Source organism: Pseudomonas bharatica CSV86 (genome assembly GCF_000319305.2).
GTDB classification, from domain to species: domain Bacteria; phylum Pseudomonadota; class Gammaproteobacteria; order Pseudomonadales; family Pseudomonadaceae; genus Aquipseudomonas; species Aquipseudomonas bharatica.
Genome location: NZ_AMWJ02000001.1, coordinates 1,062,925 through 1,081,154 on the forward strand (window position 1 = coordinate 1,062,925; position 18,230 = coordinate 1,081,154).

Sequence of the window (18,230 nt, forward strand, 5' to 3'; positions counted from 1 at the left end):
GTCCCCAGGGGACCCCGCTGCCTGTCAGATCGGACTTGAACGCCCGGTCATTTCCCGTGCCATCTCGGTGGCGTAGCTGTCGGTCATTCCGGCGATGAAGTCGATCATGCGCAGGAACGCTGCATGCAAGGAGCCGTTCGGGTCCGGCGCGTTGTTACCGAGCAAATCAAGGATACGCCGGTGCTTGAACGACGGAGTACGCCCGCCGTGCTGCTCCAGGGCCGCGCCACAGAAGGCGTTGAGGAGAATTTCCAGGGTGGTGTAGGCGCCGATTTCATGGAGCGTCTTGCGTTTGTCCTGGAAGATTTTCTTGCGCGCGATGTCCTTGGCCTGAAGCACGCAGCGCTTGGCCGGGCCATCCATGTGTTCCACCAGGTCGCCTTGCAGGGTGCCGGCCAGCAAGGCGTCCTGCTGTTCGACGAAGGCCCGCGCGGCGGCATTGGTCAGGTGTTCGATGGCCTTGCCGCGAAGGATCGCCAGCTTGCGCCGCCGTGAGTCCTGCGGGCCGAGCTGACGGTAGGTTTGCGGAAGGTCGTCGCCGACCAGGCCAAGCAGCAGTGCTTCCACTTCCTGGTAATCCAGCAGCTCCATCTCCAGGCCGTCTTCCAGATCGATCAGGGCGTAGCAGATGTCATCCGCCGCTTCCATCAGGTACACAAGTGGATGGCGGGCCCAGCGCTGGTCTTCCAGTTGTGGCAGGCCGAGCTTGCGGGCGATTTGTTCGAGCAGCGGCAGCTCGCTTTGGTAGCAGCCGAACTTGTGCTTCTTGTAGCCAAGGGCGTCGGCGTGACGTGCGGTCCAGGGATATTTCAGGTAGGTGCCAAGGGTGGCGTAGGTCAGCCGGGTGCCGCCGTCGAACTGGTGATATTCCAGTTGGGTCAGCACCCGGAAACCCTGGGCATTGCCTTCGAAGTTAAGGAAGTCGGCGCGTTCGGTAGGGCTCATCGCATCGAGCCAGCCGCGCCCGGCAGCCTGCTGGAACCAGTGGCGGATGGCGTCCTCACCCGAGTGGCCGAAGGGCGGGTTGCCGATGTCATGCGCCAGGCAGGCCGATTGCACCACCATGCCCAGGTCGCTGGGCTCGCACCAGTCGGGCAGGACCTCGCGCAAGGTTTCGCCAACGCGCATGCCCAGCGAGCGGCCCACGCAACTGACTTCCAGCGAGTGGGTCAGGCGGGTGTGGATATGGTCGTTGCTGGTGACCGGGTGAACCTGGGTCTTGCGCCCCAGGCGGCGGAAGGCACCCGAGAAGATGATGCGGTCGTGATCCTTGTGGAACGGGCTGCGGCCCAGTTCCTCGGAGCTGTGCAGGGTTTTGCCGAGGCGTTCGCGGGTAAGCAGGGTGTGCCAGTCCAAGGCCGGGTCTCCATAACAGGGGGCAGGGGCCTAGCTTCCCGTGTTCCAGGGCCGCGCCGCAAGCTCAAAGTCCGGCGGCGTCCACGTCGATCAGTAACAGGCGGCGTCCGCTGTCGAAGAACTGCCCGGCGGTCAGGCAGTACTGGTTGGTCGTGGCATCGCGATAAGTATTGGACAGGATCAGCCGGCGCTCGTCCCAGCCCTCTGCCAGCAGGTGGTAGAAATACGGCCGCCACGACCAGTTGTGCCCCAGGTAGCTGGAGTCGATGTGCCAGCTGTCCTGGCGCCATTCCAGGTTCGGCGTCAACTGGGTGCCGTGGCGATCGCAAAGGAAGAAGCGCAGCAGCCAGGGGTAGGCCTTGAGGTCGGGCAGCTTTTCCAGGGCGGCATTGGCCAGGACCCACTGCTGCAATTGCGGCATCAGTTCCACCAGTTGCTGGCGCCGCTGCATCAGCCTCGCCCGCTCTGCCAGCTTGCCATGCACGTACTGCTCGCGTAGTTGGGCGAAGCGCCCGGCGAAGGTTTGCGCGGGGAAGAAGCCAGGTTCGGCGCCAGCGAAGAGAAAGCCTTGCAGGTAGCGCGCACCGCATTCCAGGGCGAAGTTCAGCTCGGCCTCGGTCTCGACCCCTTCGGCGATGATCACGCAACCGGTTTTCTCGGCCATCTGCGCCAGGGCCTTGACCACTTCGCTGCTGGGGCCGCCCCGGGCCGCCGCCTGGAACAGGCGCATGTCGAGCTTGAGGATATCCGGTTGCAGCGAGAGCACGCGGTCCAGTTGCGAGTAGCCGGCTCCGAAATCGTCGATGGCGACCCGCGCACCGGCCTCCCGGTAGCGCTGCACGACCATCGCCAGACGTTCGCGGTCACCGCCGGTCTCGGTGATCTCGAACACGACCCGGCGCGGATCGATGCCTTGCTGCTGCAACTGGACGAGGCTTGGCAGCGGCTCGCCGGGTTGCAGTTCGCTGACCCAGCGCGGCGAGATATTGAGGCTGAGAAACCAGTCTCCCGGGGCCTGGTGGAATTGTCTGAACGCCTGTTCCCGCAGGGTCCGGTCGAGTTTCAACAAGTCGGCGGAGGGCATGTGCGGATCGTTGAACAGCGGCCCCACCGAGCGCAACTGGCCGTCGCTGCGGCGCAGGCGCCCCAGGGCTTCGACGCCAGCGATACGCCCTGTGGCGGTGTCGATGAACGGCTGGAAACAGGCGAGCGGTTGCTCGTCGGACACGGCGACTCCTTGTTGTTCTTGGACGCGAAAGGGCGGCGGACCGCCCGGTCAACGTTCTGCAAGAATGCCGCCAGTTCCGTTAACGACGATTCGGCGGCTGCTGCATGAACAGGCGAATCAAGGGCAGCAGGCCACTGGCCAGCCTAGTCATGCGCGACAGGTTGCCGCTACGTGCGCCCTTGCCGGTGATGAACCCCAGCAACACCACGGCACCAATGCCCCAGAGCGGCGCATGCTTGATGCCCAGGCCGCCCTGCAGGCCGCTGTGCAGGCTGTCACCCATGCTGCGCAGACGGGTCAGGGGTTGCAGGGCATTACCGGCTTCGTTGCGGATTTCCTGGCGATGCATCTCCATGCGCAGGCGCACCATGGCCTTGCGCAGCTCCCGGCGATCGGAGGTCTTGGGCAGTTCAGGCAGGCTCATGGCAACAGGCGCTCCCGGTCCTTGGCAAGTTCTTCGAGGGTGCCGCGGAACGGCGACAGCTCGTCATGCACCGCGGTTTTCAGGCGTACGGCGCAGAACAGCGCAGCGATGCCGTAGAACACGCACAGGCCGATGATCCCGGCCAGGCGATAGCTGTCCCACAGCAGCACCAGCAGCAGCGCCGACAGCGCGGTCAGCAGGAGCAGGGCGAACACCAGGGCCAGGCCTGCGAAGAGCAGAAGATTGAGGGTGCGGGCCTTCTGTTCCTGCAGTTCGATGCCGAACAGCTCGACATGACCGTGCAGCAGCCCGAGGATCGCCGCGCCGAGGCGCCGCGACGACGAGCCGGGGGATTGGTTTTCCATGGCCAGGCCCTCAGCGCCGACTGGCCAGCAGACCGATCAGGAAGCCCACTCCGGCAGCGATGCCGATGGATTGCCATGGATTGTTCTGCACGTAGTCCTCGGTGCTGGTCAGCGCCGCCTGGCCGCGCTCGCGCAGATCCTGGTTGGTCTGCTGCAGGGTTTCCCGGGCACGCAGCAGGCTGTCGTGGATCTGCGCGCGCAGCTCGTCGGCCTGGTCACCGGCGAGGGTGGCGGTATGTTCAAGGAGTTTCTCGGTGTCGCGCACCAGGGTCTGGAAATCCGACATGAGGATTTCCTGGGCGGTTTGTGCCTGTTTGCTGGCCATACGGTTCTCCATGAAAGGTTGGCAATCGGAATTTCGAGTGCAGGGCGTTGCTGAAGGTTCAGTCAGACGTCGCTGGTACAGCAATTGCTACGCAGTGGTGCGTTTGGCCTGCGGCTTGCGCCTTTTCCGGGCGTCGAGCCGTCTGGCCTGCTGTTCAACCATAACCCAATTCAAGCCAACCCCGGAAAAATCACCTCGCTCGGGTTTTTTCACCCACGGATGGGCGTCCGACTGATCCAGTCTGGTGCGTCATGGATGTCTCTCGAACTGCTTTGGTGCTTTTTTCTTTTTGCAGGCCTGCCGTCTTCATGGAAAATTTGCAAAGCGCAGTGGACTCCCTGGTCCAGGGCTCCAATACCCTGTTCATCCTTCTCGGCGCAGTCATGGTGCTGGCCATGCATGCCGGTTTCGCCTTTCTTGAAGTCGGCACCGTACGCCACAAGAACCAGGTCAACGCACTGTCGAAGATTCTCAGCGACTTCGCCGTCTCGACCCTGGCGTACTTCTTCATCGGCTACTGGCTGTCCTATGGCACGCATTTCCTGCATCCGGCAGCGACCCTCGGTGCCGAGCATGGCTATGGCCTGGTGAAGTTCTTCTTCCTGCTCACCTTCGCGGCGGCCATCCCGGCGATCATCTCCGGAGGTATCGCCGAGCGGGCACGCTTTGCCCCGCAATTGTGCGCAACCTTGCTGATCGTAGCGTTCGTCTATCCGTTCTTCGAAGGCATCGTCTGGAATGGCAACCTTGGGGTGCAGGCCTGGTTGACTGCGGCCTTTGGCGCGCCGTTCCATGACTTCGCCGGCTCCGTGGTGGTGCACGCCATGGGTGGCTGGCTGGCACTGGCGGCGGTGCTGCTGCTGGGCCCGCGCAACGGCCGCTACCGCGAAGGGCGCCTGGTCGCCTTCGCGCCGTCGAACATTCCGTTCCTCGCGTTGGGTTCGTGGATCCTGATCGTCGGCTGGTTCGGCTTCAACGTGATGAGCGCCCAGACCCTGACGGCGGTCAGCGGCCTGGTGGCGGTCAACTCGTTGATGGCCATGGTCGGTGGCACCGTCGCCGCGCTGCTGGTGGGGCGCAATGACCCTGGCTTCCTGCATAACGGACCGCTGGCCGGCCTGGTGGCGATCTGCGCCGGTTCCGACCTGATGCATCCGGTGGGCGCGCTGGTCACCGGGGCGGTGGCGGGTGCCTTGTTCGTCTGGTGCTTCACCGCGACCCAGAACCGCTGGAAGATCGACGACGTGCTGGGTGTCTGGCCATTGCATGGCCTGTGCGGGGTATGGGGCGGGATTGCCTGCGGGATCTTCGGGCAGCAGGTGTTCGGCGGGCTGGGTGGGGTGAGCTTCGTCAGCCAGTTGATTGGTAGTGCCGCTGGCGTGGTAGTGGCCCTGGCTGGCGGGTTCGCAGTGTATGGCCTGATCAAATGCGTGCATGGCCTGCGCCTGAGCCAGGAGCAGGAGTACTACGGCGCCGACCTGTCGATCCACAAGATCGGCGCTACCAGCCAGGACTGAGAAGCTTTCTGAGGGGGCAACACTGAACCTGTGGGAGCTGGCTTGCCAGCGATGACGTCGGTGAGCTCACTACCGCCATCGCTGGCAAGCCAGCTCCCACAGGGGTCAGTGTTGCTCTTTCTTTTAGCGGCCGGCCAGCAGGCGCGCCTCGCTGGTCTTGATCGCACTCAGCGGCCCACAGACCAGTATCGAATCCCCGGCATGCAGGAACGTCCCGGTGTTCAGGGCCAGTTCGGTGCCGTTACGCTGCACCGCCTGCACCTCCACGCCCAGTTGCTCCAGCGCCAGGTCATCCAGGCGCCGCCCGCAGGCATAGGCACTGGATGGCAATTGCACCGCATGCATCAGCACCTTGGGCTGGCCTTCGCTGTCCACCAAGTCGGTCTGCGCGCCCTGGTAGAAACCTTGCAACAGGCGGTAGCGGCTCTGGCGCACTTCCTCGACGGTCTTGCGCACCCGGTCCTCGGGAACGCCGAGCATCACCAGGGCATGGGACGCCAGCATCACGCTGGACTCCAGCACCTCGGGTACCACGGCGCTGGCCCCGGCGGCGCGCAGTTCATCGCGCAGGCTGTCGTCGCGGGTACGCACCAGGATAGGAATCTGCGCGTTGCGCTGGCGTGCGGCCTTGAGTACCTGCATGGCCACGTCGGTATTGTCCACGGCCACCACCAGCAGCCGTGAACGCTCCAGGCCGATGGCTTCGAGCAACTCGCCGCGTCGCGAATCGCCGTAGTGCACGCAGCTCTCGCCGGCCGCCGCCTCCTGCACCCGCACCGGATCATCGTCCAGGGCGATGAAGGGCAACTGTTCGCGGCGCAGGAAGCGGCCGATCGACTGGCCGACCCGACCATAGCCACAGATGATCACGTGCCCCTTGATATCGGCACTCTGCGCTTCGATTTCTTCCAGGTGGACTTCTTCGTTGGGCTTGCGGTGCAGGCGCAGGGCCACGGCCGGTGCAGCGCGCAGGAGCAGGGGCGTGACCAGCATCGAGCAGAAGGTCGCCGCCAGCAGCAATTGGCCCAGTTCGGCGGGGAGCAGGTTGCTTTGCTGCATCTGCGCCATCAGGGCAAAGCAGAACTCGCCGCCCTGGGCCAATGCCAGGCCGCTGCGCCAGGCGGTTTCCGCATCGCTGCCGCGCACTCGCACCAGCGCAGCGACCACCAGGCCCTTGAGCAAAAGCAGGCCGAGGGTCAGGGCAAGGATTTCCAGGCCATTGCTGGCGAACAGGTGCAGGTCGATAAGCATGCCGATGCTGACGAAGAACAGGCCCAGCAGGATGTCGCGGAACGGGCGGATGTCCGCCTCGATCTGATGGCGGTAATTGCTTTCGCCCAGCAGCATGCCGGCGAGGAAGGCGCCCAGGGCCGGCGACAGGCCGAGCAGGTGGGTCAGCCAGGCGGTGAGCAATACGATCACCAGGGCCAGCAGGACGAACAGTTCGGCCGAATGGGAACTGGCGACTTCATGGAACAGCCTCGGCAGCAGCCAGCGGCTGGCCAGCAGCAGGCCGACGAACAGGATCACGGTCTTGCCCAGGGTCAGCGGCAGGGCCCAGTACCAGGCCTGGCTGGATTCACCGGCGAACACCGGGACCAGGGTCAGCAGCAATACCGCCACCACATCCTGGAACAGCAGCACGCCAATGGCGTTCTGCCCGTGACTGCTGAAGATCTCGCCCAGGCTGGTCAACTCCTTGGACACGATGGCCGTGGACGACAAGGCCAGGCCGCCACCGAGCAGCAACGCTGCCGTGCTCGGCATGCCCAGCAACGACAGGGCGCCGGCCAGTGCCAGGCCGCAGAACACCACCTGCAGGCTGCCCAGGCCGAACACCACCTTGCGCAAGGCCAGCATCTTCGAGAGGGAAAATTCCAGGCCGAGGGAAAACAGCAGGAAGACCACGCCCATTTCCGCCAGGTCAGGCAGTTCCTCGCTTTCGTTGACCCAGTCCAGCGCCGTAGGGCCGACGAACAGTCCGACGCACAGATAGCCGAGAACCGGTGGCAACTGCAGGCGCCTGAACACCGCGATGACGACCAGCGACGACGCCAGGATGATCAGCAGATTTGCGAACACACCACATACTCCCTGTAAAAACGGCAAAAAACGTCTAGCGTACGGCAAACCCGAGCCAGGCCCCTTGATCCTGGTCAGGTCGTCGCGTTGCGCGCATGCCTGCCTCGACGGACCCGGGGGTGCCCCTAGAATGAACCTCCCGTTCATTTTGTATCGGTAATTTTCAATGCTTCCTGAATGCCAATTGTTCGGCACCCTGGGTTGCCACCTGTGCGAAGTGGCCGAAGCGCTGCTCATGCCGCTGGTGGAGCATGGCCTGCTGGTGGAGCTGGTGGATATCGCCGACGATCAGCTGCTGTTCGAACGTTACGGTTTGCGCATCCCGGTGTTGCGGCGCTGCGACACCGGTGCGGAACTGGACTGGCCGTTCGACGTCGACCAGGTGGTGGCTTTCCTCGGGTAGGTCAACGTTTCACATTTTGATGCACAAGGACGCATGCAATCGTCATCGTGGCGGTTGGAGAATCCGCTGGCACCGGCCGTGGTGGCCGCTGCGGATTTTTCAGCCAAGGAGTGGCATGCATGTTCCTCACCCCCCATTTCACCCTCGCCGAAATGACGGCCTCGCAGGTCGCCAACCGGGCGGGGCTCGACAACAATCCCGACAGCCAGGTGATCGCCAACCTGGTCCGGTTGTGCCAGACCCTCGAGTCGGTACGCAGCCTGATCGGCCAGCCGGTCCTGATCACCAGCGGCTATCGCAGCGAAGCCTTGAACCGGCAGATCGGCGGTTCGGGGGCCAGCGCCCATATTCGTGGGCTGGCAGCCGACATCATGGCCGTCAGCCTTTCGCCCCGCGAGCTGGCCCTGCGGATCATGGACAGCAACCTGGACTTCGACCAGTTGATCCTGGAATTCGACGGCTGGGTCCATCTGGGCCTGGCCGAACACAAGCTCCGCCGCCAGGTGCTGACCATTCGCAAGGGCACCGGCTACCTGCCGGGCTTGCAATGATTCGTTACGTCAATTGACGTTCAACCCGCTCGCCTCCTATGCTGTACATAAATACAGTATGCGGGGCGGGCAGCTTCATGCCCGGAGAAACATGATGGTCAACGTCGAACAACTCAAAGCCAGCGTCAATGCCATGTCCGTCGACCAGGTGCGCGGGGCCGTGGCGGAACTGCGTCTGGAAGGCCTGGTCACCGACGACCGTACGCCATTCGGCAAGGTTCACTTCAACACCTGCTTCGCCGAGATCGAAGCCCTGTTCCAGCGCGCCGGTTTTCACCGGCCGCTGGATGTGGTGGGCTTCGACGGCCAGGCCTATGCCTTGTACGACGCCGGCCGCTGGGAGGCAGTCGATGTGTTGCGCTGGTTGAAGGCGGCCTGCGACACGGCGTCGGTCTAGGCTGGCTGAAGCTGCAGGCATGCCGGATAATGCCCGGCCCCCAGCTTGCGAGGCTTCCCATGAGCGTTGTTTTCGATCCGGCCAGCCAGCAGGCCAGTACGGTCTGCCTGCCGCCGGGCAATTGGTCCACTGTGCTGGACTGTCTTTGCGAGCACTTCAAGGCGATCGGGCGCGAGGTCTGGCTTGATCGTTTCGCACGCGGCCGGGTGCTGGATGCCCAAGGCCAGCCGATCGCGGTCGATCATCCTTATCGCGTGGGGCTGCGTATCCATTACTTTCGCGAAGTGCCCAACGAAAAACCCATTCCGGTGCTGGAGGCTATCCTGCACGTGGATGAGCATCTGGTGGTCGCCGACAAGCCGCACTTCCTGCCAGTAACCCCGACCGGCGAGTATGTCGAGCAGACCTTGCTGCGCCGCCTGATCCGCCGTCTCGACAACCCTCACCTGGTGCCGCTGCACCGTATCGACCGGCATACCGCCGGGCTGGTGCTGTTTTCCGCCAATCCGCAAAGCCGCTCGGCGTATCAGCAGCTGTTCCCGACCCGACGCATCGACAAACAGTACCAGGCCATTGCACCGGCCTTGCCCGGCTTGGATTTTCCATTGGTGCACAAGAGTCGCATGGCCAACGGCGAACCATTTTTCCGCATGCAGGAAGTGCCGGGGGCGAGCAACAGCGAGACCCATGCCGAGGTACTGGAGAAGCAGGGTGGCCTGTGGCGCTACGGTCTGTCGCCGGTGACCGGCAAGACCCACCAGCTGCGCGTGCATATGGCGGCGCTGGGGGCGCCGATCTGCAACGATCCGTTCTATCCCGAGGTAGTGCAGGGCGAGGATGATTATTCGAAACCGTTGAAGCTGCTGGCGCGAAGCCTGAGGTTCGAGGATCCGTTGACGGGACAGGAACGCTATTTCGAGAGTCGCTTGAGGCTTGATTGGTGAGGTGGCCTTGAGGGCCTCATCGCTGGCAAGCCAGCTCCCACAGGGATTGCATGCACCGCAGGACCTGTGGGAGCTGGCTTGCCAGCGATGAGGCCCGAAAGCCCAACAAAACGGCCCGGAAGCTAAGCACTTCCGGGCCTTTCGCATTTCCAGCAACGATCAGCGGTTGAACCGCTCCACCAGCGAGTACTGCGTGGTCGCCGTATGGGTCAGTTCCTCACTGAGCTGCGCCGAGTGCTGAGCCTGCTCCGAGGTCTGGTCGGCCAGCGCCGCGATGGTACTGATGTTGCGGCTGATTTCCTCGGCCACCGAGGTCTGCTGCTCGGTCGCTGCGGCAATCTGGGTTGCCATGTCGGTGATGTTGGCCACCGCTTCGCTGATGCCCACCAGTGCCTCGTCGGCTTCCATCACCCGTTGCACGCCTTCTTCGGCCTGGCGATGCCCGGCTTCCATGGTCTGCACCGCATTCGAGGCGGTTTGCTGCAGCTTGGCGATCAGGCTATGGATCTGCCCGGTGGATTCGCTGGTGCGCTGGGCCAACTGACGGACCTCGTCAGCCACCACGGCGAAGCCACGGCCCATTTCTCCGGCCCGGGCCGCTTCGATGGCGGCGTTGAGGGCCAGCAGGTTGGTCTGGTCGGCAATGCCCTTGATCACATCGACCACGCCACCGATCTCATCGCTGTCGCGAGCGAGCTGGGTGACGGTCTGCCCGGTTTCGCCGACGGCAGTGGACAGGCGCTGGATCGCGTCGCGGGTTTCCCCGGCGATGTTGCGCCCGCGATCGGTCAGGCGGTTGGCGGCCTGGGTCGCATCGGCGGCACGTTGCACATGGTTGGCCACTTCCTGGGTGGTGGCGGCCATCTGGTTGACGGCAGCGGCGACCTGCTCGGTTTCCACGCGCTGGCGTTCCAGGCCCGAGGAACTGTTGTGGGCCAGTGCGTCGGACTGACGAGCCTGCTCGTTGAGGTGCTCGGCGGTGTCCTGCAGGCGGGTCAGGCAGGTCTTCAGGCGTGCATCCTGGCTGAGCATGGCCATTTCCAGGCGCGCCTGGACGCCGCGGCTGTCGGTGTACATCTGCGCGATCAGCGGGTCGGAGGTGGTCTGTTCGGCCAGGCGCAGCAGGCGCTTGAGGCCGCGCTGCTGCCAGCCCAGGCCGAGCAGGCCCAGGGGTACGGAGAGCGCGGCGGCGAGGGCGAAGCCCCAGGAGTGGCCGAGCCAGATACCGATCAGGAAGCCAATCTGGCTGATCATGATGAACGGCAGCCAGTCCTGCAGCACCGGCAGCCACTTGTCGCGCCGCGGGATGGCCGACTTGCCGTCATTGATGCGTTTGTACAGGGCTTCGGCGCGGCGAACCTGCTCGGCGGTCGGCTTGACCCGCACCGACTCGTAGCCCACCACCTGGTTGTTCTCGAAGATCGGCGTGACGTAGGCGTTGACCCAGTAGTGATCACCGGACTTGCAGCGGTTCTTGACGATACCCATCCACGGCAGGCCCTGCTTCAGGGTTGCCCACATGTGGGCGAACACCGCCGACGGCACATCCGGGTGGCGCACCAGGTTATGCGGTGCGCGCATCAGTTCCTCGCGGGAAAAACCGCTGATCTCGATGAACGCATCGTTGCAATAGGTAATGACACCCTTGGCATCGGTAGTCGAAATCAACCGCTGTTGGGCAGGGAAAGTCCGTTCTCTCTGGGTAATCGGTTGGTTGTTGCGCATAAGCTGTTCAATCCGCAAGGCTTTCGTGGGTTATCGGCGGCCCTACGAAATTATTGAATGAATATTTGACTTACGTTGATCTCGCTCAATGAAAACCAGGTGCGCCTGGGTTAAGCGAAGTCTTCACGTTCATGAAATTTGCGCGCATTCTTTCACATTTTCGCAACATAAGTCAGAGCATTCAGCTTCGGCTGCGGTGATGGCGTTCTGGTCATCTGGTTTTGTGTTGTGGCTGATGGCCTCATCGCTGGCAAGCCAGCTCCCACAGGGATCTGTGGGAGCTGGCTTGCCAGCGATGGCTTTTGTGCGATCACCGCCCGATCATCTGCCGCAACACATAATGCAGAATCCCGCCGGCCTTGAAGTACTCCACCTCATTCAAGGTATCGATCCGGCACAGCACGGCGATTTCCTCGACGCTGCCGTCCTCCCGGGTGATCCGCAGGTTCAGGCTCATGTGCGGCTCGATCTTCACCCCATCCAGCCCGAGGATGTCGATCTTCTCCCGCCCGGTCAGCCCTAGTTGCTTGCGATCCTGCCCGGCGCTGAACTGCAGGGGCAGCACGCCCATGCCCACCAGGTTCGAGCGGTGGATGCGCTCGAAGCTTTCCGCCAGCACCGCCTTGATGCCCAGCAGGTTGGTGCCCTTGGCCGCCCAGTCGCGACTCGATCCGGTGCCGTATTCCTGCCCGGCGATCACCACCAGCGGCGTGCCTTCGTCGCGATAACGCATGGCCGCATCGTAGATCGCCAGCTTCTCGCCAGTGGGCACGTGCAGGGTATTGCCACCTTCTTCGCCACCGAGCATTTCGTTGCGGATGCGGATGTTGGCGAAGGTGCCGCGCATCATCACTTCGTGGTTGCCACGCCGCGAACCGTAGGAGTTGAAGTCCTTCGGTTCCACGCCCTTGTCGCGCAGGTAGCGCCCGGCCGGACTGTCGGCCTTGATGTTGCCGGCGGGGGAGATATGGTCGGTGGTCACCGAATCACCGAGCAGGGCGAGGATCCGCGCGCCGTGCACGTCCGCGATCTTCGGCGGCGGGCCGGAAATGCCGTCGAAGAACGGCGGATGCTGGATGTAGGTGGAGTCGTCCTGCCAGACGTAGGTCGCCGCTTGCGGCACCTCGATGGCTTGCCACTGTTCATCCCCGGCGAATACCTCGGCGTATTCCTTGTGGAACATCCGCGTGTCCACCTGGGCCACCGCCGCCGCGATTTCCTGCTGGCTCGGCCAGATATCCCGCAGGTACACCGGCTGGCCATTGGCGTCCCGGCCCAACGGGTCGTTGCTCAGGTCAATGCGCACCGTGCCGGCCAGGGCGTAGGCCACCACCAGCGGCGGCGACGCCAGCCAGTTGGTCTTGACCAGCGGGTGCACCCGTCCCTCGAAGTTGCGATTGCCGGACAGCACCGAGGCCACCACCAGGTCGGCCCTGGCGATGGCGGCCTCGATCGGATCGGCCAGCGGACCGGAGTTGCCGATGCAGGTGGTGCAGCCGTAGCCGACCAGGTCGAAACCCAATTGGTCCAGATAGGGCGTCAGGCCCGCTGCCTGGTAATAGTCGGTAACCACCTTCGAGCCCGGTGCGAGGGAGCTTTTCACCCAGGGTTTGCGCTGCAGGCCTTTTTCCACGGCCTTCTTCGCCAGCAGGCCGGCGGCCATCATCACGCTAGGGTTGGAGGTGTTGGTGCAGGAGGTAATGGCGGCGATCACCACGGCGCCGTCCTTCAATGTGTGTTCCTCGCCGTCCAGGCCGAGGCGGATCTCGCCGCTGCCCTCGGCGTTGGCCTTGCGCACGTTGAGCCCGAGGAAGTCATCGAAGGCCTTGCCCACGCCGGGCAGGGCGACGCGGTCCTGCGGGCGTTTCGGCCCGGCGAGGCTGGCCTGGACCTCACCCATGTCCAGCGCCAGGCTGTCGCTGAACAGCGGCTCCTGGCCCGGCTCGCGCCACAGGCCCTGGGCCTTGCAATAGGCTTCGACCAGTTCGACGGTTTCCGTCGGTCGGCCCGAGAGGCGCAGGTAATCAAGGGTGACGTCGTCCACCGGGAAGAAGCCGCAGGTGGCGCCGTATTCCGGGGCCATGTTGGCCAGGGTGGCGCGGTCGGCCAGGGGCAGGGTGGCCAGGCCATCGCCGTAGAATTCGACGAACTTGCCGACCACGCCCTTCTTGCGCAGCATCTGCGTCACCGTCAGCACCAGGTCGGTGGCGGTGATGCCTTCGCGCAGCTTGCCGGTGAGCTTGAAGCCGATCACCTCGGGGATCAGCATCGATACCGGCTGGCCGAGCATGGCGGCCTCGGCCTCGATGCCGCCGACGCCCCAGCCGAGTACGCCGAGGCCGTTGATCATGGTGGTATGCGAGTCGGTACCGACCAGGGTGTCAGGGAAGGCGTAGGTGCGCCCGTCTTCCTCGCGGGTCCAGACGGTACGACCGAGGTATTCCAGGTTGACCTGGTGGCAGATGCCGGTGCCCGGCGGCACCACGCGGAAGTTGTCGAAGGCATTCTGCCCCCAGCGCAGGAAGGCATAGCGTTCGCCGTTGCGCTGCATTTCGATATCGACGTTTTCGCCGAAGGCGGCGGGGCTGGCGTAGCGGTCGACCATCACCGAATGGTCGATCACCAGGTCCACCGGCGACAGCGGGTTGATCCGCTGTGGATCGCCGCCGGCCCGGGCCATGGCGGCGCGCATGGCGGCCAGGTCGACCACCGCCGGTACGCCGGTGAAGTCCTGCATCAGGACCCGGGCCGGACGGTACTGGATCTCGCGGTCGGAGCTGCGCTCCTTGAGCCAGTCGGCCAGGGCCTTGAGGTCGGCGCCGGTGACGGTTTCGCCGTCTTCCCAGCGCAGCAGGTTTTCCAGCAGCACCTTGAGCGACATCGGCAGCCGGCCCAGGTCGCCGAGGGCCTTCGCCGCCTCGGGCAGGCTGTAGTAGTGGTATTCGCGGCCGCTTACGGCCAGGGTCTTGAGGGTTTTCAGGCTGTCGAGCGAGGACATTGACCAACTCCTTCTGTGCCGGTGAGCGGCTGCCTTCCTTGCTGTTGCCGCTGCACCGCCTCTTTCTGGGTCCGCACGGCACGGACCTGGCTAAGCGGTCAGGGTAGCCCTGTTTGGCGCGCCTGACCAAGTACTGGACCGGCGGGGCGTGTCGCCAGTTCCGAAAGTCCTTTATCATTCGCCGATTTTCCACCGGGGCGCAGCCGTCCCCGTCCGGAGTGAGTGATGAATACCCTGTTCCTGCATTGCCGGCCCGGTTTCGAGAGCGAGGTCTGTTCCGAAATCAGCGAGCACGCCGCGTTGCTCGGCGTTGCCGGTTATGCCAAGGCCAAGCCGCAGACCGCCTGCGCCGAGTTCATCTGCAACGACGCCGAAGGCGCTGCGCAGATCATGGGCGCGCTGCGTTTCAAGCAGTTGATCTTCCCGCGCCAGTGGGCCCGGGGCAGCTTCGTCGAATTGCCGGAAAGCGATCGCATCAGCGTGCTGCTGGAGTACCTGGCCGACTATCCGGTGGCCGGCAGCCTGTGGCTGGAGGTCATGGACAGCAATGACGGCAAGGAACTGTCCACCTTCTGCCGCAAGTTCGAGGTGCCGCTGCGCAAGGCCCTGGTCAAGGCCGGGCGCCTGGTGGAAAACGGCCCGGGTCCGCGCCTGCTGCTGACCTTCATCAGTGGCCGGCGGGTGTTCCTTGGCCTGGCCGATGCGGACAACTCGGCCATGTGGCCCATGGGTATCCCGCGCCTTAAGTTCCCCCGCGAGGCGCCGAGCCGTTCGACCCTGAAGCTGGAAGAGGCGTGGCACCATTTCATTCCTCGCGAGCAGTGGGAGCAGCGCCTTGGCGATGACATGACCGGCGTTGACCTGGGCGCCGCTCCGGGCGGCTGGACCTACCAGCTGGTCAGGCGCGGCATGCTGGTGACCGCCATCGATAACGGCCCCATGGCTGAAAGCCTGATGGATACCGGCCTGGTGCAGCACCTGATGGTCGATGGCTTTACCTGGAAGCCGAAGCAGATGGTCGACTGGATGGTGTGCGATATCGTCGAGAAGCCGGCACGTACCGCGTCGATGATCGAAGAATGGCTGGGCGACGGGCATTGCCGCGAGGCGGTGGTCAACCTCAAGCTGCCGATGAAGCAACGTTATGCCGAGGTGCGGCGCCTGCTGGAGCGCATCGAGGAGGGCTTCAAGGCACGCAAGGTCAAGGTCTCCATCGGTTGCAAGCAGCTTTATCACGACCGCGAGGAAGTGACCTGCCACCTGCGCCGCCTCGACATCAAGCCTCGCTGACTTTTCGCTTACGGAGTGCTCCACATGACCGATTTCACCCCTGACGCCGTGCTCGACGCCACCGGCCTGAACTGTCCCGAGCCGGTGATGATGCTGCATCAATACGTGCGCGACCTGGGCGCCGGCGGCCTGCTCAAGGTCATCGCCACCGATCCCTCCACCCGCCGCGACATTCCCAAGTTCTGCGTGTTCCTCGGGCACGAGCTGGTGCAGCAGGAAGAAGAGGGCGGCACCTACCTTTACTGGATTCGCAAGAAGCTCGACTGAGCTACAGCTGTTACACCTCTGTTTCCTCCGGTGACGCCCGCACCGCCAGCGTGCATGGATTGGGTGCAAGCCTTTTGGCTGCATCCTTTACCGGGCGGTCTCTCTCCTGGGTTCTCTGTATCCGGCATACAGGTTGCTAGCGAAACGCTATCACCCTGGGCGCCTGCAGAAACGTTTGCGCTCAAGGGTACCCCTATGCGCAGGAGTGAGTCATGAATCGTCTGTTGTCACCGGGTGCGCGTCTGTTGGGGCGTTTCGGCTTCGCGCGCAAGTTCCAGTTGCTGTTTCTGCTGTTCATGTTGCCGCTGCTGTTCAGCCTGGGGCTGATCGGCATGGATTACCGGGCCCGGCTGGCGGTGATCGCCGGCGAGCAGTCCGGGGTGCGCCAGTTGCGGGTGCTCGACGAGCTGGAACGCGAGCTGTCGGCCCAGCGCTATCGGGCCGCGCGCTGGAAAGCCGTGGATATCCTGCGCGAGCCGACTGCCGAGGCGCGCCAGTTGATGGGCGAGATCGACGCGGCGCTGCCGCGTATCGATCAATCGCTGAAGAACCTCAAGGTCGCTCTGGTCGATGAGAAGGCCGGCGCCGACGCCCTGGCCCGCTACGACACCCTGCAAGGCTCGGTGTCCGGCCTGGACAGCCAGTCCCTGCGCGGGATCGGCTGGTGGCCGGACGGCTACGAGCGCTTCACCGCGAGCATCGGCCATCTGCAAGCCTTGCGCGAACAGATCGCCATGGACAGCGGGCTGATTCTCGACCCCTGGCTGGAAACCTACCTGTTGATGCAGCTCTCGACCCAGCAGGCGCCCGAACTGATCGAGCGCATCGGACGCATGGCGAGCATCGGCCAGACCTCGGTGGTTTCCGGCCAGTTCAGCCTGCAAAGCCGCCTGCAGATGCGCGATTTGCGCAGCCGTATCGGCGATGCCCGCGAGCAGATGGTCAAGACCGCCGCTGCCCTGCAAACCCGGCTGCCGCCCGAGCTGCAGGGCTGGAGCACGCGCTACGGGGAGGGCATCAAGGCGCTCGATGCCGAACTGGCGGTGCTGGATGACGGCGTGTTCGGTGGCGCTATCAAACTCAAGCCGGCCGACTTCGAAGCCAGCATCGGCCGCTTGCTGGACGACATGTCCGGCCTGCGCGGGCAGTCATTGCAGTCGCTGCATGAGCGGCTGGACTACTACCACGCCAAGTCCAATCGCGAGTTCATTCCGGTGGGCGCGACCATCGGCCTGTTGCTGCTGCTGGCGTTGTACCTGTTCGCCTGCCTGCAGGCTTCGATCCGCCGTAGCGCCAGCGGTATCACCACCCTGGCCGAGTCCTTGCGCGACGGCAACCTGTGCGTCGAAGTCTCGGTGCAGGGGCGCGACGAGCTGGCGGCGATCAGCCAGGCGCTGAACGTCGCCGTGGTGCAATTGCGTGCCAGCCTGCTCGGGGTCAACCACGAAACCCGGCAACTGGGCTCGGCGGTACAGACCCTGAACGTCCAGGCCAACGGCACCTTGCAGGATGTCGAGCGCCAGCAACAGCAGATCAGCCAGATCGCTGCGGCTGCCACGCAACTGGCGGCCACTTCCCAGGAAGTCGCCAGAAGCTGCGAGCATGCCTCCGACAGCGCCCGGCAGACCCGGCGCATCGCCGAAGACAGCAGCCGGGACAGCCAGCGCACCACCGACAGCATCCAGCAGCTCAATCGCCGCCTGACCGATACCGCCGAGGCGTTGGGGCGGGTCAGCGAGCAGGGGCAGCAGATCCAGTCGGTGGTGGATGCCATTCGCGGCATTGCCGAGCAGACCAACCTGCTGGCGCTCAACGCTGCCATAGAGGCAGCGCGGGCCGGGGAGCAGGGGCGCGGGTTCGCAGTGGTGGCCGATGAAGTGCGCAGCCTGTCCCAGCGCACCCAGGCCTCCACGGCGCAGATCGCCGGCACGGTGGACAGTTTGCGCGCCACCGTGACCCAGGCGGTCAGCCTGATGGAGCTGGCCTGTGGCCAGGCCGTACAGGACGCGCAGTCGGTGACCGGGCTGGGCGAGCGCCTGGGGCAGATCGCCGGGGCGGTGCAGGGCGTCACCGATACCCTGGCGCAGATCCTCACGGCGGTCGAGGAGCAGACCGGCACCGCCGATGAAGTCAGTGGCAGCATCCAGCAGGTCGACCAGGCCGCCGGACGTTTGCTGGACGGTGCGCGGGCGGTGAACCAGGCCGCGGACACCCTCAGCCAGGGCAGCCGCGCGCTCAACGACAACACGGCGCGCTTCAACCTGGGATAAGCATGCTCCTTTGAGGGGACGGTGCAGACAGCGCTTGGTCATTGTCCTGTGCAGCCCCTACACTGCAGCCCCTCACAGGAGTCCCGCC

The 18,230-nt window shown here is 64.4% G+C and carries 16 protein-coding genes; 8 read left to right on the forward strand and 8 right to left on the reverse strand.

Annotation, left to right across the window (positions count from 1 at the left end; translation table 11 throughout):
- Nucleotides 1-24: 24 nt before the first annotated feature.
- The 5 genes from CSV86_RS04710 to CSV86_RS04730 form a co-directional block, all read right to left on the reverse strand.
- Nucleotides 25-1,356 (reverse strand): deoxyguanosinetriphosphate triphosphohydrolase, encoded by a 1,332-nt coding sequence (locus CSV86_RS04710; protein WP_009404548.1) that lies wholly within the window; start codon nucleotides 1,354-1,356, stop codon nucleotides 25-27.
- A 64-nt stretch (nucleotides 1,357-1,420) separates the two neighbouring features.
- On the reverse strand, nucleotides 1,421-2,584 hold the full coding sequence (locus CSV86_RS04715) for an EAL domain-containing protein (protein ID WP_009404550.1): 1,164 nt from the start codon (nucleotides 2,582-2,584) through the stop codon (nucleotides 1,421-1,423).
- Between the two features lie 79 nt (nucleotides 2,585-2,663).
- Nucleotides 2,664-3,008 (reverse strand): hypothetical protein, encoded by a 345-nt coding sequence (locus CSV86_RS04720; RefSeq protein WP_009404552.1) that lies wholly within the window; start codon nucleotides 3,006-3,008, stop codon nucleotides 2,664-2,666.
- Complete coding sequence (locus CSV86_RS04725; RefSeq protein WP_009404554.1) at nucleotides 3,005-3,373, reverse strand: phage holin family protein; 369 nt, start codon at nucleotides 3,371-3,373, stop codon at nucleotides 3,005-3,007. Before CSV86_RS04725 ends, CSV86_RS04720 begins: the two co-directional genes overlap by 4 nt.
- A gap of 10 nt (nucleotides 3,374-3,383) precedes the next feature.
- Nucleotides 3,384-3,698 (reverse strand): ElaB/YgaM/YqjD family protein, encoded by a 315-nt coding sequence (locus CSV86_RS04730; RefSeq protein ID WP_009404556.1) that lies wholly within the window; start codon nucleotides 3,696-3,698, stop codon nucleotides 3,384-3,386.
- 308 nt (nucleotides 3,699-4,006) lie between these two features.
- Here CSV86_RS04730 and CSV86_RS04735 point away from each other — a divergent pair, with 308 nt between their 5' ends.
- Nucleotides 4,007-5,215, forward strand: coding sequence for an ammonium transporter (locus CSV86_RS04735; RefSeq protein ID WP_009404558.1), 1,209 nt, complete (start codon nucleotides 4,007-4,009; stop codon nucleotides 5,213-5,215).
- Between the two features lie 123 nt (nucleotides 5,216-5,338).
- Here the strand turns inward: CSV86_RS04735 and CSV86_RS04740 are convergent, their stop codons facing one another.
- Nucleotides 5,339-7,297, reverse strand: coding sequence for a monovalent cation:proton antiporter family protein (locus CSV86_RS04740; RefSeq protein ID WP_009404560.1), 1,959 nt, complete (start codon nucleotides 7,295-7,297; stop codon nucleotides 5,339-5,341).
- A 166-nt stretch (nucleotides 7,298-7,463) separates the two neighbouring features.
- Between CSV86_RS04740 and CSV86_RS04745 the strand changes: the two genes are divergently transcribed.
- The 4 genes from CSV86_RS04745 (at nucleotide 7,464) to CSV86_RS04760 (ending at nucleotide 9,592) form a co-directional block, all read left to right on the forward strand.
- Nucleotides 7,464-7,700, forward strand: coding sequence for a glutaredoxin family protein (locus CSV86_RS04745; protein ID WP_009404566.1), 237 nt, complete (start codon nucleotides 7,464-7,466; stop codon nucleotides 7,698-7,700).
- A 119-nt stretch (nucleotides 7,701-7,819) separates the two neighbouring features.
- Complete coding sequence (locus CSV86_RS04750; RefSeq protein ID WP_009404568.1) at nucleotides 7,820-8,251, forward strand: D-Ala-D-Ala carboxypeptidase family metallohydrolase; 432 nt, start codon at nucleotides 7,820-7,822, stop codon at nucleotides 8,249-8,251.
- A 94-nt stretch (nucleotides 8,252-8,345) separates the two neighbouring features.
- Entirely contained in the window at nucleotides 8,346-8,648 is a 303-nt protein-coding gene (locus tag CSV86_RS04755) for a hypothetical protein (RefSeq protein WP_009404569.1), read from the forward strand.
- A 59-nt stretch (nucleotides 8,649-8,707) separates the two neighbouring features.
- Nucleotides 8,708-9,592: a pseudouridine synthase gene (locus CSV86_RS04760; RefSeq protein WP_009404570.1), complete on the forward strand. Its 885-nt coding sequence runs from the start codon at nucleotides 8,708-8,710 to the stop codon at nucleotides 9,590-9,592.
- A 159-nt stretch (nucleotides 9,593-9,751) separates the two neighbouring features.
- On the opposite strand, the gene CSV86_RS04765 is transcribed toward CSV86_RS04760, so the two are convergent.
- Nucleotides 9,752-11,317, reverse strand: coding sequence for a methyl-accepting chemotaxis protein Aer (locus CSV86_RS04765; protein ID WP_009404571.1), 1,566 nt, complete (start codon nucleotides 11,315-11,317; stop codon nucleotides 9,752-9,754).
- A 310-nt stretch (nucleotides 11,318-11,627) separates the two neighbouring features.
- On the reverse strand, nucleotides 11,628-14,315 hold the full coding sequence (gene acnA / locus CSV86_RS04770) for an aconitate hydratase AcnA (RefSeq protein WP_009404572.1): 2,688 nt from the start codon (nucleotides 14,313-14,315) through the stop codon (nucleotides 11,628-11,630).
- A gap of 225 nt (nucleotides 14,316-14,540) precedes the next feature.
- Here acnA and rlmM point away from each other — a divergent pair, with 225 nt between their 5' ends.
- The 3 genes from rlmM (at nucleotide 14,541) to CSV86_RS33265 (ending at nucleotide 18,142) form a co-directional block, all read left to right on the forward strand.
- Nucleotides 14,541-15,605: a 23S rRNA (cytidine(2498)-2'-O)-methyltransferase RlmM gene (rlmM, locus tag CSV86_RS04775; RefSeq protein WP_009404573.1), complete on the forward strand. Its 1,065-nt coding sequence runs from the start codon at nucleotides 14,541-14,543 to the stop codon at nucleotides 15,603-15,605.
- A 24-nt stretch (nucleotides 15,606-15,629) separates the two neighbouring features.
- Entirely contained in the window at nucleotides 15,630-15,872 is a 243-nt protein-coding gene (gene tusA, locus CSV86_RS04780; RefSeq protein WP_009404574.1) for a sulfurtransferase TusA, read from the forward strand.
- Nucleotides 15,873-16,999: 1,127 nt separating this feature from the next.
- Nucleotides 17,000-18,142, forward strand: coding sequence for a methyl-accepting chemotaxis protein (locus tag CSV86_RS33265; protein ID WP_376699746.1), 1,143 nt, complete (start codon nucleotides 17,000-17,002; stop codon nucleotides 18,140-18,142).
- The last annotated feature ends 88 nt before the right edge of the window (nucleotides 18,143-18,230 follow it).

Bases quoted from the DNA above. Each gene is read 5' to 3' on its own strand.
- CSV86_RS04720 (WP_009404552.1), bottom strand. From the start codon at position 3,008: ATGAGCCTGCCTGAACTGCCCAAGACCTCCGATCGCCGGGAGCTGCGC.
- CSV86_RS04725 (WP_009404554.1), bottom strand. From the start codon at position 3,373: ATGGAAAACCAATCCCCCGGCTCGTCGTCGCGGCGCCTCGGCGCGGCG.
- CSV86_RS04730 (WP_009404556.1), bottom strand. From the start codon at position 3,698: ATGGCCAGCAAACAGGCACAAACCGCCCAGGAAATCCTCATGTCGGAT.
- CSV86_RS04735 (WP_009404558.1), top strand. From the start codon at position 4,007: ATGGAAAATTTGCAAAGCGCAGTGGACTCCCTGGTCCAGGGCTCCAAT.
- CSV86_RS04745 (WP_009404566.1), top strand. From the start codon at position 7,464: ATGCTTCCTGAATGCCAATTGTTCGGCACCCTGGGTTGCCACCTGTGC.
- CSV86_RS04750 (WP_009404568.1), top strand. From the start codon at position 7,820: ATGTTCCTCACCCCCCATTTCACCCTCGCCGAAATGACGGCCTCGCAG.
- CSV86_RS04755 (WP_009404569.1), top strand. From the start codon at position 8,346: ATGGTCAACGTCGAACAACTCAAAGCCAGCGTCAATGCCATGTCCGTC.
- CSV86_RS04760 (WP_009404570.1), top strand. From the start codon at position 8,708: ATGAGCGTTGTTTTCGATCCGGCCAGCCAGCAGGCCAGTACGGTCTGC.
- CSV86_RS04765 (WP_009404571.1), bottom strand. From the start codon at position 11,317: ATGCGCAACAACCAACCGATTACCCAGAGAGAACGGACTTTCCCTGCC.
- acnA (WP_009404572.1), bottom strand. From the start codon at position 14,315: ATGTCCTCGCTCGACAGCCTGAAAACCCTCAAGACCCTGGCCGTAAGC.
- rlmM (WP_009404573.1), top strand. From the start codon at position 14,541: ATGAATACCCTGTTCCTGCATTGCCGGCCCGGTTTCGAGAGCGAGGTC.
- tusA (WP_009404574.1), top strand. From the start codon at position 15,630: ATGACCGATTTCACCCCTGACGCCGTGCTCGACGCCACCGGCCTGAAC.
- CSV86_RS33265 (WP_376699746.1), top strand. From the start codon at position 17,000: ATGTCCGGCCTGCGCGGGCAGTCATTGCAGTCGCTGCATGAGCGGCTG.